The organism is Streptomyces sp. NPDC002032, assembly GCF_042890765.1.
Classification (GTDB): domain Bacteria; phylum Actinomycetota; class Actinomycetes; order Streptomycetales; family Streptomycetaceae; genus Streptomyces.
Genome location: NZ_JBIASM010000009.1, coordinates 132,418 through 149,195 on the forward strand (window position 1 = coordinate 132,418; position 16,778 = coordinate 149,195).

Sequence of the window (16,778 nt, forward strand, 5' to 3'; positions counted from 1 at the left end):
AGGTGGTGCGGGGTGCTGGGGCCTGACGCCGGTGGTGCGGGGCGTGGCGGCCGGCGGACCGGCCGTGGTTCAGCCTACGTCGGCCCCGCCCAGGCGCTCGCCGGGAGCGATCCGCACCCCGCGGGCCCAGTCGGCGCCCTTCATCGGCTTCTTGCCCTGCGGCTGCACCCACAGCAGCTCGACGGCGTGCGAGCCGGTGCCCACGTACACGTTGTTCTTGGCCGGGGACAGCACCCCGGGCGCCAGGTCGGTGCGGTCGGGGACGAGCCCGACGGAGATCAGCTTGAGCCGCTCGCCGCGGAAGACGGTCCACGCGCCCGGCGCGGGCGTGCAGCCGCGCACGACGCGGTCGGCGCGCAGCGCGGGGGCGTTCCAGTCGACGCGGGCGTCCTCGACGGTGATCTTCGGCGCGAGGGAGATGCCCTCGGCGGGCTGCGGCACGGCGCGCAGGGTGCCGTCCTCGATGCCGTCCATGGTCGCGCCGAGCAGTCCGGCGCCGGCGAACGCCAGCCGGGTCAGCAGGTCGCCGCTGGTGTCGGTGGGGCGGACGTCCTCGGTGAGGATCCCGTAGACGGGGCCGGTGTCCAGGCCCTCCTCGATGCGGAAGGTGGAGGCGCCGGTGACCTGGTCCCCCGCCATGATCGACTGCTGTACGGGCGCGGCCCCGCGCCAGGCGGGCAGCAGCGAGAAGTGCAGGTTGACCCAGCCGTGCCGGGGGATGTCCAGGGCGCTCTTGGGGATGAGGGCCCCGTAGGCGACGACGGGGCAGCAGTCCGGGGCGATCTCGCGCAGCCGGGCCTGGAAGTCCTCGTCACGCGGCCGCGCGGGCTTGAGCACCTCGATCCCGGCTTCCTCGGCCCGCTCGGCGACGGGGCTGGCGACCAGTCTGCGGCCGCGTCCGGCGGGGGCGTCGGGCCGGGTGATCACGGCGGCGACCTCGTGCCGCCCGGAGGCGATCAGGGCGTCCAGGGCGGGCACGGCGACCTCGGGGGTGCCTGCGAAGACGAGCTTCACTGGGGTCTACCTCGCTATCTCGGCTGTCAGCAACGCACCAGTGTATGGGCCCCGCCCGGGGGCGCCCACCTGCGGCGGCGAGGGGGCGTACGCACACGCACGCGCCTCTCGCATATGCCGACACGCCCCCGGAGCGTGACTTCAATGCCGTATGGCGCGTTGGTCAAGACAGATTGACCGAAACGGGCCGCGATCAAGAACGGTGTATGCGGCCCGATCCGCTCTTCAGCACCGGTTCGAGAGGCTTCTCCATGGCCGACCACGCCACCCATGACGCCCAAGCACGGGCCAGCCTGCACCTCCTGGTGAGGGATATCGAGCGGGTTCGCCGGCAGGTGGACGCTCTGCGCACGCTCACCGCTCAGCTCGGCAACGTCTACCGTCCCCGCCGCTCCGGTCCCTCCACGGGCTTCGTCGTCTACGGCCGGGCGCCCGCGCCCACCGTGCGGCTCGCCCAGGAGCTGCGGGACAGCGTCGAGACGCTGGTCACCGCGGCGGTGGACTTCGACCGCTCCCTCGGCTTCTCCTGGGACGCCGTCGGTTCGGCCCTCGGCGTCACCAAGCAGGCCGTGCACCGCCGCTACGGGGCGCGCCGCGCGCAGGCCGCCGAGTCCGCGGAGCCGCAGGCCGAGGGCGCCACGACCAGGACGCTGGGACCGCTCCCCACCATCCCCGCCGCCCGCTCGGTCCCCCCGCAGCCGGTGCGCGAGGAGTCGCAGGCCGGGGCCGGGGCCGCCGCGGCCGGACCGCTCGCACGCCCCCCGGCCTTCCCGGGCCCGCGCAACGGCTGAGCGCGTACCCCTCCGGCCGCCGGGACGCCGACCCCCTACGGCCGCCCCACGATCCGCCCCCGGCGGGACGACCCCCACGGTCGCTCCCGCCGGGGGCTCTTGGCGCCGCGGTCCGGGGGGCGGCCCGGGGGTCAGCCGATGTCGGGCGGGTCGATCCGGACCCGGACCGCGTCCCCCACCGCGACCCCCCGCGCCATCCGGGCGGCCTGCGCGGCCTTGAGCGCGGCGGCCAGCGCGGCCCCGCTCCCCGGCGGCACCCGTACCAGGGCCCGCTCCCCCGGCGAGGGCTCCCCCCGCCGCCCGGGCAGCGGTACGGGGCCCAGGACCTCCGCGTCCGGCGGCAGCTCGGCGGCGGCGAGGAAGGCCTCCAGCGCCTCCCCCCGCCCGGCCACGGCGGCCATCCGGGACACGGGCGGGAAGCCCAGCTGCGCCCGCTCGGCCAGTTCCCGTACGGCGTGCCCGACGGGGTCCCAGCGCACCAGCGCCTGGACCGGCCGCAGCGTCGGCTCGGCGACGACCACGACCTGGCCCTCGGGGCGGACCAGCGAGGCGGCGGCGATCCAGCGGCGCAGCGCCTCCTCCCCCGCCCGCAGGTCGGGCCGGCCGAGCATGGCCCAGCCGTCGAGCAGCAGCGCCGCCGCGTACCCGGAGCCCGCGGCGACCGGTTCGGCGCCCGGGGTGCACACCACCAGCGCGGGCCGGTCCGGCACCTCGTCCAGGACGTGGTCGCGCCCGGAGGTCCGTACGGCCACGGCGGGGAAGGCGCGGCCCAGCTCCTCGGCGGTCCGCCGCGCGCCCACCACCTGGGCCCGCAGCCGGAAGGAGCCGCACTCCTCGCAGTGCCAGGCGGTCTCGGCCCGTCCGCACCAGCCGCAGTGCAGGTCCCGCTCGTCGGGCGCCTCCAGCGGCCCGGCGCAGACCCGGCAGCGGGCGGGGGTGCGGCAGCGCTCGCAGGCGAGCCGGGGCACGTACCCCCGGCGCGGCACCTGGACCAGCACGGGGCCGGTCTTCAGGCCTTCCCGGACGGTCTCCCAGGCCAGGCTGGGCAGCCGGGCCTGGCGGGCCGCCCCGTCGCGGGCCAGCAGTTCGTCGCCGACGGTGCGGATGCGCGGAGCGACGGCCCGCACCGTCTCCCGGCCGGCGACGAGCGGGCGGGCCCAGCCGGACTCCACGAGCTGGGCGGCCTCCACCGTGCAGCTGGTGCTCCCGGCGAGGAAGCCGCAGCCGTCGGTGACGGCGCGCAGTTCCAGTACCTCGCGGACGTGCGGGAAGGGGGCGTGGTCGTCGCTGTGGCTGGAGTCCCCGTCGTCCCAGACGGCGACGAGCCCGAGGTCCCGTACGGGGGCGAACATGGCGGCCCGGGTGCCGACGACGGCCCGCACCGAGCCCCGGCTGACCGCGAGCCACTGCCGGTAGCGCTTCTCCGGTCCGGACTCGGCGGTGAGCAGGGCGTGCCGCCCCTCGCCGAGCAGTGCGGTCAGGGCGGCGTCGACGCGGGCGGCGGTGCGCCCGTCGGGGACGACGGCGAGGGCGCCCCGGCCGGAGGCGAGGGTGGCCGCGACGGCCCGGGCGAGCTCATCGGCCCAGCCGGGGCCGGGCAGGGCCGTCCAGACCGCGCGGGGGGCCGCGCCGGTGGCCAGGGCCCGCAGGAAGGCGGGGCCCGCGCCGTAGCGCGCCCAGCCGCCCGGTTCGGGCGCGGCGGGCGGGGGCAGCGGCTCGGGCGAGGGCTTGGCCTCGGCGCGGGCGTTGCGCGGGGGCAGCGCGAGCTGGAGCACGTCGGCGAGGCTGCCCGCGTAGCGGTCGGCGACGGCCCGGGCGAGGGCGAGCATGCGGGGGCCGAGGACGACCTCGGGCGAGACGACGTGGGCGAGGGCGGCGAGCGCGCCGTGGTAGTCGGATTCGGCGCGGCGCTCGACGATGAACCCGTCGATGAGGCCGCCGCCCTCGCGGCGGCCGCCGTGCACCTGGTGGGACCCGGCGCCGAAGCGGACCCGGACCCGGACGCCCGGCTGCGCGGCCTCGGACAGCTCGGCGGGGACGGCGTAGTCCCACAGCTGGTCGAGGTGGAGCACGCCCTTGTTGACGAGGATCCGCGCGACCGGCAGCTCCTCGGCGAGGGCGGCCCCGCGCCAGGTGCGCGGTTTGGCCTTGGGCGCCTTGGCCTTCGCCTCGGCGACCATCTCCCGGATCAGTGCGAGCTGTTCCGGCGGGGAATCGTTCGCGCTGCTCACACCTGCATTCTTACCAAACGCCGCCGACAACGGACGGCCCCGGACCACAGGGGTCCGGGGCCGTCCGCCGTCGTGCGGTGCCGCTCAGAGACCGGCGGCCGCGCGCAGGGCGTCGACGCGGTCGGTGCGCTCCCAGGTGAAGTCCGGCAGCTCGCGGCCGAAGTGGCCGTAGGCGGCGGTCTGGGCGTAGATCGGGCGCAGCAGGTCGAGGTCGCGGATGATCGCGGCCGGGCGCAGGTCGAAGACCTCGCCGATGGCGTCCTCGATCTTCTGGACGTCGACCTTGGCGGTGCCGAAGGTCTCGACGAAGAGGCCGACGGGCTCGGCCTTGCCGATGGCGTACGCGACCTGGACCTCGCAGCGCGCGGCGAGACCGGCGGCCACCACGTTCTTGGCGACCCAGCGCATCGCGTACGCGGCGGAGCGGTCGACCTTGGACGGGTCCTTGCCGGAGAAGGCGCCGCCGCCGTGGCGGGCCATGCCGCCGTAGGTGTCGATGATGATCTTGCGGCCGGTGAGGCCGGCGTCGCCCATCGGGCCGCCGATCTCGAAGCGGCCGGTCGGGTTCACCAGCAGCCGGTAGCCCTCGGTGTCCAGCTTGATGCCGTCCTCGACGAGCTGCGCGAGCACGTGCTCGACGACGAACTCGCGGATGTCGGGGGCGAGCAGCGAGTCCAGGTCGATGTCGGCGGCGTGCTGCGAGGACACGACGACCGTGTCGAGGCGGACGGCCTTGTCACCGTCGTACTCGATGGTGACCTGGGTCTTGCCGTCGGGGCGCAGGTACGGGATGGTCCCGTTCTTGCGGACCTCGGACAGGCGGCGCGAGAGCTTGTGCGCGATGTGGATCGGGAGCGGCATCAGCTCCGGGGTCTCGTCGCACGCGTAGCCGAACATCAGGCCCTGGTCGCCGGCGCCCTGCTTGTCGAGCTCGTCCTCGTCGCCCTCGACGCGCTTCTCGTAGGCGGTGTCCACGCCCTGCGCGATGTCGGGGGACTGCGCGCCGATGGACACCGACACGCCGCAGGAGGCGCCGTCGAAGCCCTTCTTGGACGAGTCGTAGCCGATTTCGAGGATCTTGTCGCGGACGAGCTGGGCGATCGGCGCGTACGCCTTCGTCGTCACCTCGCCCGCGATGTGCACGAGACCGGTCGTGATGAGGGTCTCCACGGCCACACGCGAGGTCGGGTCCTCGGTGAGGAGCGCGTCGAGGATGGTGTCACTGATCTGGTCAGCGATCTTGTCGGGGTGACCCTCGGTGACGGACTCCGAGGTGAACAGGCGACGGGACACAACGCTCCCTGGGGTTGCAGCGGCTGCTGGCTGATCATTTGGCGGAACCACACCGGAGGCTGCGCCCGGTCACGTTCCGAGATTGCAGTTTATCGGTCGCCACCGTCCGGCGGACCACCCGTCTCGCCTTATGGGAGCCATGTGACCTGCGGCACTCCATTCTGACGTACGGATTTCCCGTCGAGAAGGGCAACGCTCAGGCGCGTCGCGAGTCGGCCCCCGGCGCGAGCCGCGAGGCCACCTGGTCCCAAATCACATCGGACAGGGCTTCCTTCGGACCATAGGGAACGGGGGTCTCGGTTCCATCGGAGGCGAGGATCACAGCCTCGTTCTCCTCCGAACCGAAGGTCTTGGCCGCGCCGACCTCGTTGACCACGAGAAGGTCACAGCCCTTGCGGCGGAGCTTGGTCCGGCCGTTGGCGAGGACGTCGTCGGTCTCGGCGGCGAAACCGACCACCACCTGGCCCGCCAGGGCGCGCTCCGCGGAGATCTCCGCGAGGACGTCGGGATTGCGCACGAGGGCCACCGGTTCGGGCTCCCGGCCGTCCTGCTTCTTGATCTTGCCGTCGGCGTACCGGGCGGGCCGGAAGTCGGCCACGGCCGCGGCCATCACCACGGCGTCGGCGTCGGCGGCCGCCTTGAGCACGGCCTCGCGCAGCTGGAGCGCCGTGCCCACCCGTACGACGTCCACCCCGGCCGGGTCGGCCAGCGCGGTGTTGGCCGCCACCAGGGTGACCCGGGCGCCGCGCGCGACGGCGGTGCGGGCGAGGGCGTACCCCTGCTTGCCGGAGGAGCGGTTGCCCAGGAAGCGGACCGGGTCCAGGGGCTCACGGGTGCCGCCCGCACTGACCACGACGTGCCGCCCGGCCAGATCGGGCCCGGCGGTCCCGCGCGCCAGCACGCGGCGGCAGACCTCGAAGATCTCCTCGGGGTCGGGCAGCCGCCCCTTGCCGGTGTCCTTGCCGGTCAGCCGCCCGACGGCGGGCTCGATGACGACCGCGCCGCGCCGGCGCAGCGTCGCCACGTTCTCCCGGGTGGCGGGGTGCTCCCACATCTCGGTGTGCATCGCGGGCGCGAAGACCACCGGGCAGCGGGCGGTGAGCAGGGTGTTGGTGAGCAGGTCGTCGGCGAGCCCGTGGGCGGCCTTGGCCAGCATGTCCGCGGTGGCGGGGGCGACGACGACGAGGTCGGCGCCCTGGCCGATGCGCACGTGGGGCACCTCGTGGACGCTCTCCCAGACCCGCGTGGAGGCCGGGTTGCCGGAGAGCGCGGCCCAGGTGGCCTCGCCGACGAAGTGCAGGGAGGCCTCCGTGGGCACCACCCGTACGTCGTGCCCGGACTCGGTCAGCCGGCGCAGCAGCTCGCAGGCCTTGTACGCGGCGATCCCGCCGCTGACCCCCAGCACGACCTTCGGCTTACCCGGCTTGTCCACCACGCGCTCCCCATCCGTGAATCGTCTACGCACCTATGACACACCACAGGCCCGGCAGATGTTCTGCCGGGCCTGTGGTGAAAGGACTGTTCCGTGCCCTACTGGGCCGGGGCCTCGATGGCCTCGGAGGTCAGCAGGCCCGCGTTGATCTCGCGCAGCGCGATCGAAAGCGGCTTCTCGTGGACGTGGGTGTCCACCAGCGGGCCGACGTACTCAAGCAGGCCCTCACCGAGCTGCGAGTAGTACGCGTTGATCTGACGCGCACGCTTGGCCGCGTAGATCACGAGGCTGTACTTCGAGTCCGTGGCCTCGAGCAGCTCGTCGATCGGCGGGTTGATGATGCCCTCGGGCGCAGTGATGGAAGAGGACACGCTCTACCTTCCGAAGATGGGTGAAAGATCAAACATTGACCGACATATCGATCAACGATCAAACAACTTTCATCAAGGCTAGCAGCTCGCGCGCCACGTCCTCGACGGAGGTGTTGACCAGGGTGGTGTCGAACTCGGATTCAGCAGCCAGTTCGATCTTCGCCGAGTCGAGGCGGCGCTCGATCACCTCCGGCGATTCCGTACCGCGGCCGGTGAGCCGGCGGACCAGCTCGTCCCAGCTCGGCGGTGCGAGGAAGACCAGCTGGGCGTCGGGCTTGGACTCGCGCACGAGCCGGGCGCCCTGGAGGTCGATCTCCAGCAGCACCGGTTCGCCGTTCTCCAGGCGTTCCGATACCGCGCCGCGCGGTGTGCCGTAGCGGTTGCCCGCGAACTCGGCCCACTCCAGCAGCTCGCCGTTGGCGATCAGCTTGTCGAACTCGTCGTCGTTGACGAAGAAGTAGTGGACTCCGTGTCGCTCACCGGGCCGCGGCTTGCGGGTGGTGGCCGACACCGAGAGCCATACCTCGGGGTGAACCTTGCGCATATGCGCGACGACCGTGCTCTTGCCGACCCCCGAGGGGCCGGAGAGCACGGTCAGCCGCGGACGAACCTCTGCTGCCATAGAGCGATTATCCAGGTTCTCGGGACTGCCTGAGAACGCCGGGAGAACTTCGGGCGACGCCTCAGGCGCCGCTGCCGCCGAACTCGCGCTCCAGAGAGGCGATCTGGTTGGAACCGAGACCTCGGACACGCCGGGACTCGGAGATGCCGAGGCGCTCCATGATCTGCTTGGCGCGGACCTTCCCGACGCCGGGAAGCGACTCGAGAAGGGCGGAGACCTTCATCTTGCCGATGACGTCGTTCTCCTGACCCGTCTTGATGACGTCGTGGAGGGAGGCGCCGGAATGCTTGAGTCGATTCTTCACCTCGGCCCGCTCCCGGCGAGCCGCGGCGGCCTTTTCGAGCGCTGCTGCGCGCTGTTCAGGGGTAAGGGGCGGAAGAGCCACGCCTACGTCACCTCGGATGTCGAACTGTCGGATACGGACCGGCGAGGAGCCCGAAGGCACCACGCCAGGCGAGCCTTCGAGCAGCGCCGGAAATCGCTCGCTGCTCGTTCACTCTGGTCGGAGACTAGCGGCCAAGGCCGCTCCAGTCAGCGAGAACGGACGAAAAGTCCTGGTCAGCCTCCACTGAACCGTACATCACGGACAAACTACCCCGGTTTTGTCCGGGGAAAGACGTTCGAATTTCGTCACGGCGTGCCATGTACGCGTCCCGGGCGCGGTCAGGCGGAGACGGCCTCGCGGATTTCGGCCGCGAAACCGCGCGCGGCCGCGCGGAGTGCGGCGATGTCCGGGCCGTGCTTCAGGACGCCCCGGGAGACGTTCGGGACGACGTTGCCGACGGCCTTGCCGAAGACCGTCACCAGGTCCGCCGGCGTCGCGCCCTGGGCGCCGATGCCGGGGGCCAGCAGCGGCCCGTTGATGTCCAGGTCGAACGAGGACAGGTCGCCCAGGGTCGCGCCGACCACCGCGCCGAAGGAGCCCATCGGCGTGGCGCCCGCGTTCTCGGCCGCCAGGTGCGCCAGCATCGTCGCCCCGATGGTCCGCCCGTCGGCGCGGACGGCCCGCTGGACCTCGGCGCCCTCCGGGTTCGAGGTCAGGGCCAGCACGAACAGGCCCGCGCCCGACTCCCGCGCCAGCCGGACGGCCGGCTCCAGCGAGCCGTAGCCCAGGTACGGGGAGACCGTCAGCGCGTCCGAGAACAGCGGGGAGGACGGGTCCAGGAAGGCGGAGGCGTACGCGGCCATCGTGGAGCCGATGTCGCCCCGCTTGGCGTCCATGAGCACCAGGGTGCCCGCGGCCCGGGCGTCCGCGACGGTGCGCTCCAGCACCGCGACGCCGCGCGAGCCGAACCGCTCGAAGAAGGCCGCCTGCGGCTTGAAGACGGCCACCTCGTCGGCGAGGGCCTCCACGACCGTGCGGGAGAACCGCTCCAGGCCCGCGATGTCGTCGTCCAGGCCCCAGGAGGCGAGCAGGGCGGCGTGCGGGTCGATGCCGACGCACAGCGGCCCCCGCGCGTCCATGGCGGCGCGCAGACGGCTTCCGAAGGGGGTCACAGGGCTCACAGCGCGGCCTTTCGGGTCTCGGCGCCCACCGCTTCGGCGAGGGTCGCGTACGGGCTCGTGGCCAGGCGCGCGGCCAGGCCCTTGTGGATGGCGCGGGCGTAGAAGGGACCCTCGTAGATGAAGGCGCTGTAGCCCTGGATCAGGGTGGCGCCCGCGAGGATGCGCTGCCAGGCGTCCTCGGCGTTCTCGATGCCGCCGACGCCCACGAGGACCATCCGGTCGCCCACGCGCGCGTAGAGGCGCCGCAGGACCTCCAGGGAGCGTTCCTTGACCGGGGCGCCGGAGAGGCCGCCGGTCTCCTTGACGAGGGAGGGCGGGGACTTCAGGCCGAGGCCCTCGCGCGCGATGGTGGTGTTCGTGGCGATGATGCCGTCCAGGCCCAGTTCCAGGGCGAGGTCGGCGACGGCGTCGACGTCCTCGTCGGCGAGGTCGGGGGCGATCTTGACGAGCAGCGGCACCCGGCGGTCCGGCACGGCCCGGTCCGCGGCCTCGCGCACGGCGCTCAGCAGCGGCCGCAGCGACTCGGTGGCCTGGAGGTTGCGCAGGCCCGGGGTGTTCGGCGAGGAGACGTTGACGACCAGGTAGTCGGCGTGCCGGGCGAGGCGCTCGGTGGAGAGCACGTAGTCGGCGGCGGCCTCGGCCTCCGGCACCACCTTGGTCTTGCCGATGTTGACGCCGACGACGGTGTTGAAGACCGGGGTGCGGGCGGCCAGGCGCTCGGCCACCGCGGCCGAACCCTCGTTGTTGAAGCCCATCCGGTTGATCAGCGCGCGGTCCGGGACGAGGCGGAAGAGCCGCTTCTTGGGGTTGCCGGGCTGCTCCCGGCCGGTGACCGTGCCGATCTCGATGTGGTCGAAGCCGAGCATGGACATGCCGTCGATGGCGACGGCGTTCTTGTCGAAGCCGGCCGCGAGCCCGAAGGGGCCGTGCATCCGCAGTCCCAGGGCCTCGGTGCGCAGCGCCTCGTAACGGGGCGCGAGGGCCGCCGCGACGAAGGTCCGCAGCACGGGCGTGCGGGCGGCGAGGCGGATCCAGCGGAAGGCCATGTAGTGGGCCCGCTCCGGGTCCATCCGCTTGAAGACGAGGTTGAAGAAGAGTTTGTACACGGTGCCTGAGGATCCCTCTGCGCTCATGAGGAAGGGGACACCCGGCGCGCGGTCGGCGCGCCGGGGTCCCCCTCCTTCGTACGGGCTTGTCGTCAGTCGCGGGCTGCGGTCAGGTGCTCCGCGTGCTCCTGGAGGGAGCGGACGCCCACGTCGCCGCGGTTGAGCGCGTCGATGCCCTGGACGGCGGCGGCGAGCGCCTGGACCGTGGTCAGGCAGGGGACGCTGCGCGCCACGGCCGCCGTGCGGATCTCGTAGCCGTCGAGGCGGCCGCCGGTGCCGTACGGGGTGTTGACGATCAGGTCGACCTGGCCGTCGTGGATGAGCTGGACGATGGTCTTCTCGCCGTCCGGGCCCTCGCCCTCGCTGAGCTTGCGCACCACGGTGGCGTTGATGCCGTTGCGGCGCAGCACCTCGGCGGTGCCGGAGGTGGCCATCAGCTCGAAGCCGTGGGCGACGAGCTCGCGCGCCGGGAAGATCATCGAGCGCTTGTCGCGGTTGGCGACGGAGATGAAGGCGCGGCCCTTGGTGGGCAGCGGGCCGTAGGCGCCGGCCTGGGACTTGGCGTAGGCGGTGCCGAAGACGGCGTCGATGCCCATGACCTCGCCGGTGGAGCGCATCTCGGGGCCGAGGACGGTGTCCACGCCGCGGCCGTGGATGTCGCGGAAGCGCGACCACGGCATGACGGCCTCCTTGACGGAGATCGGCGCGTCGATCGGCAGGGTGCCGCCGTCGCCGTTCTTCGGGAGCATGCCCTCTTCGCGCAGTTCGGCGACGGTGGCGCCGAGCGAGATGCGGGCGGCGGCCTTCGCGAGCGGGACGGCGGTCGCCTTCGAGGTGAAGGGGACGGTCCGGGAGGCGCGCGGGTTGGCCTCCAGGACGTAGAGGATGTCGCCCGCCATGGCGAACTGGATGTTGATCAGGCCGCGGACTCCGACGCCCTTGGCGATGGCCTCGGTGGAGGCGCGCAGGCGCTTGATGTCGAAGCCGCCGAGAGTGATCGGGGGCAGGGCGCAGGCCGAGTCGCCGGAGTGGATGCCGGCTTCCTCGATGTGCTCCATGACGCCGCCGAGGTAGAGCTCGTGGCCGTCGTAGAGGGCGTCCACGTCGATCTCGATCGCGTCGTCGAGGAAGCGGTCGACCAGCACGGGGCGGGTCGGGGAGATCTCCGTCGACTCGGCGATGTACGACTCCAGGCGGGTCTCGTCGTAGACGATCTCCATGCCGCGGCCGCCGAGCACGTAGGACGGGCGGACCAGGACCGGGTAGCCGATCTCGTCCGCGATGGCCTTCGCGCCCGCGAAGGTGGTGGCGGTGCCGTGCTTGGGCGCGGGCAGTCCGGCGTCGGCGAGGACCTGGCCGAAGGCGCCGCGGTCCTCGGCGGCGTGGATGGCCTCCGGCGGGGTGCCGACGACGGGGACGCCGTTGTCCTTGAGCGCCTGGGCGAGGCCCAGGGGGGTCTGGCCGCCGAGCTGGACGACGACACCGGCGATGGGGCCGGCCAGCGACTCGGCGTGCACGATCTCCAGCACGTCCTCGAGCGTCAGCGGCTCGAAGTACAGGCGGTCGGAGGTGTCGTAGTCCGTCGAGACGGTCTCGGGGTTGCAGTTGACCATCACGGTCTCGTAGCCGGCGTCGCTGAGGGCGAAGGAGGCGTGGACGCAGGAGTAGTCGAACTCGATGCCCTGGCCGATGCGGTTCGGGCCGGAGCCCAGGATGATCACCGCGGGCTTGGTGCGCGGGGCGACCTCGGACTCCTCGTCGTAGGACGAGTAGAAGTACGGGGTCTTCGCGGCGAACTCGGCGGCGCAGGTGTCGACCGTCTTGTAGACCGGGCGGACGCCCAGCGCGTGGCGGACCTCGCGCACGACGTCCTCGCGCAGACCGCGGATCTCGGCGATCTGGTGGTCCGAGAAGCCGTGGCGCTTGGCCTCGGCGAGCAGCTCGGGGTGGAGCTTCTCGGCGGCGGCCAGCTCGTCGGCGATCTCCTTGATCAGGAAGAGCTGGTCGACGAACCAGGGGTCGATCTTCGTGGACTCGAAGACCTCTTCCTGGGTGGCGCCGGCGCGGATGGCCTGCATGACGGTGTTGATGCGGCCGTCGGTGGGGCGCACCGCGGCGGCCAGGAGCTCTTCCTTCTCGCCGACGGGGCCGACGAAGGTGAACTGCGAGCCCTTCTTCTCCAGCGAGCGCAGGGCCTTCTGGAGGGCCTCGGTGAAGTTGCGGCCGATCGCCATGGCCTCGCCCACCGACTTCATGGTGGTGGTGAGGGTGGAGTCGGCGAGCGGGAACTTCTCGAAGGCGAAGCGCGGGGCCTTGACGACGACGTAGTCGAGGGACGGCTCGAAGGAGGCCGGCGTCTTCTCGGTGATGTCGTTGGGGACCTCGTCGAGGGTGTAGCCGATGGCCAGCTTGGCGGCGATCTTGGCGATCGGGAAGCCGGTGGCCTTCGACGCGAGCGCCGAGGAGCGCGAGACGCGCGGGTTCATCTCGATGACGATGACGCGGCCGTCGGCCGGGTCGATCGCGAACTGGATGTTGCAGCCGCCGGTGTCGACGCCGACCTCGCGGATGATCGCGATGCCGATGTCGCGCAGCCGCTGGTACTCGCGGTCGGTCAGCGTCATCGCCGGGGCGACGGTGATGGAGTCGCCGGTGTGGACGCCCATCGGGTCGAAGTTCTCGATGGAGCAGACGACGACGACGTTGTCCTTGGTGTCGCGCATCAGCTCCAGCTCGTACTCCTTCCAGCCGAGGATGGACTCCTCCAGGAGCACCTCGGTGGTCGGGGAGAGCGTGAGGCCCTGGCCGGCGATGCGGCGCAGCTCGTCCTCGTCGTGGGCGAAGCCGGAGCCGGCGCCGCCCATGGTGAAGGAGGGGCGCACGACGACGGGGTAGCCGCCGAGGGTGTCGACGCCCTGGATGACGTCGTCCATGGTGTGGCAGATGACCGAGCGGGCGGACTCGCCGTAACCGATCTTGGCCTTGACGGCCTCGACGACGCCCTTGAAGAGGTCGCGGTCCTCGCCCTTGTTGATGGCCTCGACGTTGGCGCCGATGAGCTCGACGCCGTACTTCTCCAGTACGCCCTGCGCGTGCATGGAGATCGCGGTGTTGAGCGCGGTCTGGCCGCCGAGGGTCGGCAGGAGCGCGTCGGGGCGCTCCTTCGCGATGATCTTCTCGACGAACTCGGGGGTGATCGGCTCGACGTACGTGGCGTCGGCGATCTCCGGGTCGGTCATGATCGTCGCCGGGTTGGAGTTCACCAGGATGACCCGCAGGCCCTCGGCCTTGAGGACGCGGCAGGCCTGGGTACCGGAGTAGTCGAACTCGGCGGCCTGTCCGATGACGATCGGGCCGGAGCCGATGACCAGGACGGACTGGATATCGGTGCGCTTAGGCACGCTCGGCCTCCATACGGGCGGTTTCCATCAAAGACGTGAAGCGGTCGAAGAGGTAGGCGGCGTCGTGCGGGCCGGCCGCCGCTTCGGGGTGGTACTGGACGGAGAAGGCGGGCCGGTCGAGCAGCCGCAGGCCCTCGACGACCTGGTCGTTCAGGCAGACGTGGGACACCTCGGCGCGGCCGTAGGGGGTCTCGGACACCTTGTCGAGGGGCGCGTCGACGGCGAAGCCGTGGTTGTGCGCGGTGACCTCGACCTTGCCGGTGGTGCGGTCCTGCACCGGCTGGTTGATGCCGCGGTGGCCGTACTTCAGCTTGTAGGTGCCGAAGCCGAGCGCACGGCCCAGGATCTGGTTGCCGAAGCAGATGCCGAACAGCGGGGTCTTGCGCTCCAGGACCGCCTGCATGACGGCCACGGGGCCGTCTGCGGTGGCCGGGTCGCCCGGGCCGTTGGAGAAGAAGACGCCGTCCGGGCTGACCGCGTAGACGTCCTCGACGGTGGCGGTGGCGGGCAGCACGTGCACCTCGATGCCGCGCTCGGCCATCCGGTGCGGGGTCATGCCCTTGATGCCGAGGTCGACGGCGGCGACGGTGAACTTCTTCTCGCCGATCGCGGGGACGACGTACGTCTCCTTGGTGGCGACCTCGGCGGAGAGGTTCGCGCCCTTCATCTGCGGGGCGTCCTGGACCTTGGCCAGCAGGACGGCGTCGTCCATGACGGCGTCGCCGGAGAAGATGCCGACGCGCATGGCGCCGCGCTCGCGCAGGTGGCGGGTCAGGGCGCGGGTGTCGATGCCGGAGATCCCGACGACGCCCTGGGCGACCAGCTCGTCGTCCAGCGTGCGCCGCGAGCGCCAGTTGGAGGGGACGCGGGCGGGATCGCGGACCACGTAGCCCGCCACCCAGATGCGGGAGGACTCGGGGTCCTCGTCGTTGACGCCGGTGTTGCCCACGTGCGGGGCGGTCATCACGACGACCTGCCGGTGGTACGACGGGTCGGTGAGGGTCTCCTGGTAGCCGGTCATGCCGGTGGAGAACACGGCCTCGCCGAAGGTCTCCCCCACAGCGCCGTAGGCGCGGCCGCGGAAGATCCGACCGTCCTCCAGGACGAGTACGGCGGGAGCTTTGGCTGCTCCCCTGGTGGAGGTCGTCATCGTTCGGCGCCTTCCGTCGTGATGGATGGGTTCATGAGGTTGATGGCTTCGACCCAGGCGGCGTGTTCGGCCGCGCGGTCGGAGCGGAATCCGGAGTCGATCAGCTTGTCGCCGTGCGCCCAGGTGACGACGAGGAGACCGCCCTCGGTGAGTACCTTGCCCGCGATTCCCTTGTCGAGGCGGGCGCCGCGCAGTTGCGCGGCCGGTACGAAGAAGTCGGTGGCACCCGGACGGACCACGTCCAGGCCCGCGTCGGTGAGCGTGAGCTCGACCCGGCTGCGCACTCCCAGGCCGTGGGCGACGATCCGGTCGAGCCACTGCCCGGCGGTGGTGGACCCGTGGTACCGGCCGGTGAGGGCCAGGCGGTGCGCGGGGAGCCCGCCGGGGGCGGCGGGCAGCTCCGGCAGATCGCTCTGCAGTGCGCCGCGCCATTTCCAGCCCTGCCGCATCAGCCAGTACACGAACGCGATGAAGACGAGCAGACCGGCCACCCACGCGATGCGGGCGCCCCAGTCCGTCACCTCCGCCGACCGTCGTTCGGCGGCCTCGGCGGCCAGTTGGATCACTGCAGGTGTCACGCCAGTTTCCCGTCCACGACCGTTGCCCGGCCCCGCAGGAAGGTGTGAGTGACGCGCCCCGGCAGCTCACGGCCCTCGTAAGGCGTGTTGCGGCTGCGGGAGGCGAAGTGCGCGGGGTCCACGACACCACGGTACGAGGTATCGACCAAGGTCAGGTTGGCGGGTTCACCTGCCGAGACGGGCCGTCCGTGGTTCGGGAGGCCGCCGATGCGCGCCGGGGCGAAGGACATCCGCTCGGCGACGCCCGCCCAGTCGAGCAGTCCGGTTTCCACCATCGTCTGCTGGACGACGCTGAGCGCGGTCTCCAGGCCCACCATGCCCATGGCGGCGGCGGCCCACTCGCAGTCCTTGTCCTCGTGCGGGTGCGGGGCGTGGTCGGTGGCGACGATGTCGATCGTGCCGTCGGCGAGCGCCTCGCGCAGGGCCATGACGTCGCGCTCGGTGCGCAGCGGCGGGTTGACCTTGTAGACCGGGTCGTACGAGCGCACGAGCTCGTCGGTGAGCAGCAGGTGGTGCGGGGTGACCTCGGCGGTGACGTCGATGCCGCGGGACTTGGCCCAGCGGACGATCTCGACGGAGCCGGCGGTGGACAGGTGGCAGATGTGCACCCGGGAACCGACGTGCTCGGCGAGGAGGACGTCGCGCGCGATGATCGACTCCTCGGCGACCGCGGGCCAGCCGCCGAGGCCCAGCTCGGCCGAGACGACGCCCTCGTTCATCTGGGCACCCTCGGTGAGGCGGGGCTCCTGCGCGTGCTGGGCGACGACGCCGCCGAAGGCCTTCACGTACTCCAGGGCGCGGCGCATGATCACGGCGTCGTCCACGCACTTGCCGTCGTCGGAGAAGACGGTGACGCGGGCGGCGGACTCGTGCATGGCGCCCAGCTCGGAGAGCTGCTTGCCCTCCAGGCCGACGGTGACGGCGCCGATGGGCTGCACGTCGCAGTAGCCGGATTCCTTGCCCAGGCGCCAGACCTGCTCGACGACGCCGGCGGTGTCGGCGACGGGGAAGGTGTTGGCCATGGCGAAGACGGCGGTGTAGCCGCCGCAGGCGGCGGCGCGGGTGCCGGTGAGGACGGTCTCGGAGTCCTCGCGGCCGGGCTCGCGCAGGTGGGTGTGCAGGTCGACGAGGCCCGGGAGCAGGGTCTTGCCCTCGGCCTCGATGACGGTCGCGCCCTCGGCGGACAGGCCGCTGCCGACCTCGGCGATGGTCTCGCCGTCGATCAGGACGTCCCGCGTCTCGCCGCCGAGCACCTTCGCGCCACGAATAAGGATCTTGCTCAT

General features: G+C 72.1%; 14 protein-coding genes. 1 reads left to right on the plus strand and 13 read right to left on the minus strand.

The annotated features are described in order from the left end of the window. Window positions 1-69 precede the first annotated feature (69 nt). Window positions 70-1,014: a methionyl-tRNA formyltransferase gene (gene fmt / locus ACFYYT_RS21880; RefSeq protein ID WP_351820983.1), complete on the minus strand. Its 945-nt coding sequence runs from the start codon at window positions 1,012-1,014 to the stop codon at window positions 70-72. Between the two features lie 251 nt (window positions 1,015-1,265). On the opposite strand from fmt, the gene ACFYYT_RS21885 reads away from it, so the two are divergent. After that, window positions 1,266-1,805 (plus strand): hypothetical protein, encoded by a 540-nt coding sequence (locus tag ACFYYT_RS21885; protein ID WP_351820986.1) that lies wholly within the window; start codon window positions 1,266-1,268, stop codon window positions 1,803-1,805. 131 nt (window positions 1,806-1,936) lie between these two features. Here ACFYYT_RS21885 and ACFYYT_RS21890 read toward each other — a convergent pair whose 3' ends face one another. From ACFYYT_RS21890 to ACFYYT_RS21945, 12 genes are all read right to left on the minus strand, one after another. Next, window positions 1,937-4,036, minus strand: a complete 2,100-nt coding sequence (locus tag ACFYYT_RS21890) for a primosomal protein N' (protein ID WP_385323427.1) — start codon at window positions 4,034-4,036, stop codon at window positions 1,937-1,939. An 84-nt stretch (window positions 4,037-4,120) separates the two neighbouring features. Further along, entirely contained in the window at window positions 4,121-5,329 is a 1,209-nt protein-coding gene (gene metK, locus ACFYYT_RS21895; RefSeq protein ID WP_351820992.1) for a methionine adenosyltransferase, read from the minus strand. Window positions 5,330-5,525: 196 nt separating this feature from the next. Then, window positions 5,526-6,761: a bifunctional phosphopantothenoylcysteine decarboxylase/phosphopantothenate--cysteine ligase CoaBC gene (gene coaBC, locus ACFYYT_RS21900; protein WP_351820994.1), complete on the minus strand. Its 1,236-nt coding sequence runs from the start codon at window positions 6,759-6,761 to the stop codon at window positions 5,526-5,528. A gap of 98 nt (window positions 6,762-6,859) precedes the next feature. Then, entirely contained in the window at window positions 6,860-7,132 is a 273-nt protein-coding gene (gene rpoZ, locus ACFYYT_RS21905; protein WP_004948662.1) for a DNA-directed RNA polymerase subunit omega, read from the minus strand. A gap of 58 nt (window positions 7,133-7,190) precedes the next feature. Then, complete coding sequence (gene gmk / locus ACFYYT_RS21910; RefSeq protein WP_351820997.1) at window positions 7,191-7,754, minus strand: guanylate kinase; 564 nt, start codon at window positions 7,752-7,754, stop codon at window positions 7,191-7,193. 61 nt (window positions 7,755-7,815) lie between these two features. After that, entirely contained in the window at window positions 7,816-8,139 is a 324-nt protein-coding gene (locus ACFYYT_RS21915; protein WP_030234009.1) for an integration host factor, read from the minus strand. A 278-nt stretch (window positions 8,140-8,417) separates the two neighbouring features. Beyond that, window positions 8,418-9,260 (minus strand): orotidine-5'-phosphate decarboxylase, encoded by an 843-nt coding sequence (gene pyrF / locus ACFYYT_RS21920; protein WP_351821000.1) that lies wholly within the window; start codon window positions 9,258-9,260, stop codon window positions 8,418-8,420. After that, window positions 9,257-10,366 carry a quinone-dependent dihydroorotate dehydrogenase gene (locus ACFYYT_RS21925; protein ID WP_351821143.1) on the minus strand — a complete coding sequence of 370 codons (1,110 nt, stop codon included), beginning with the start codon at window positions 10,364-10,366 and terminating at the stop codon, window positions 9,257-9,259. The genes pyrF and ACFYYT_RS21925 overlap by 4 nt, the downstream gene beginning before the upstream one ends. 92 nt (window positions 10,367-10,458) lie before the next feature. Next, the gene (gene carB, locus ACFYYT_RS21930) at window positions 10,459-13,767 is read right to left on the minus strand and encodes a carbamoyl-phosphate synthase large subunit (protein WP_351821003.1); all 3,309 of its coding nucleotides are present in this window, start codon (window positions 13,765-13,767) and stop codon (window positions 10,459-10,461) included. Further along, window positions 13,760-14,917, minus strand: coding sequence for a glutamine-hydrolyzing carbamoyl-phosphate synthase small subunit (gene carA, locus ACFYYT_RS21935; RefSeq protein ID WP_351821006.1), 1,158 nt, complete (start codon window positions 14,915-14,917; stop codon window positions 13,760-13,762). The genes carB and carA overlap by 8 nt, the downstream gene beginning before the upstream one ends. Further along, window positions 14,914-15,495 carry a hypothetical protein gene (locus tag ACFYYT_RS21940; protein ID WP_351821009.1) on the minus strand — a complete coding sequence of 194 codons (582 nt, stop codon included), beginning with the start codon at window positions 15,493-15,495 and terminating at the stop codon, window positions 14,914-14,916. Before ACFYYT_RS21940 ends, carA begins: the two co-directional genes overlap by 4 nt. After that, window positions 15,492-16,778, minus strand: coding sequence for a dihydroorotase (locus tag ACFYYT_RS21945; protein ID WP_351821012.1), 1,287 nt, complete (start codon window positions 16,776-16,778; stop codon window positions 15,492-15,494). The genes ACFYYT_RS21940 and ACFYYT_RS21945 overlap by 4 nt, the downstream gene beginning before the upstream one ends.

Bases quoted from the DNA above. Each gene is read 5' to 3' on its own strand.
- carA (WP_351821006.1), bottom strand. From the start codon at position 14,917: ATGACGACCTCCACCAGGGGAGCAGCCAAAGCTCCCGCCGTACTCGTC.
- ACFYYT_RS21945 (WP_351821012.1), bottom strand. From the start codon at position 16,778: ATGAGCAAGATCCTTATTCGTGGCGCGAAGGTGCTCGGCGGCGAGACG.
- gmk (WP_351820997.1), bottom strand. From the start codon at position 7,754: ATGGCAGCAGAGGTTCGTCCGCGGCTGACCGTGCTCTCCGGCCCCTCG.
- ACFYYT_RS21885 (WP_351820986.1), top strand. From the start codon at position 1,266: ATGGCCGACCACGCCACCCATGACGCCCAAGCACGGGCCAGCCTGCAC.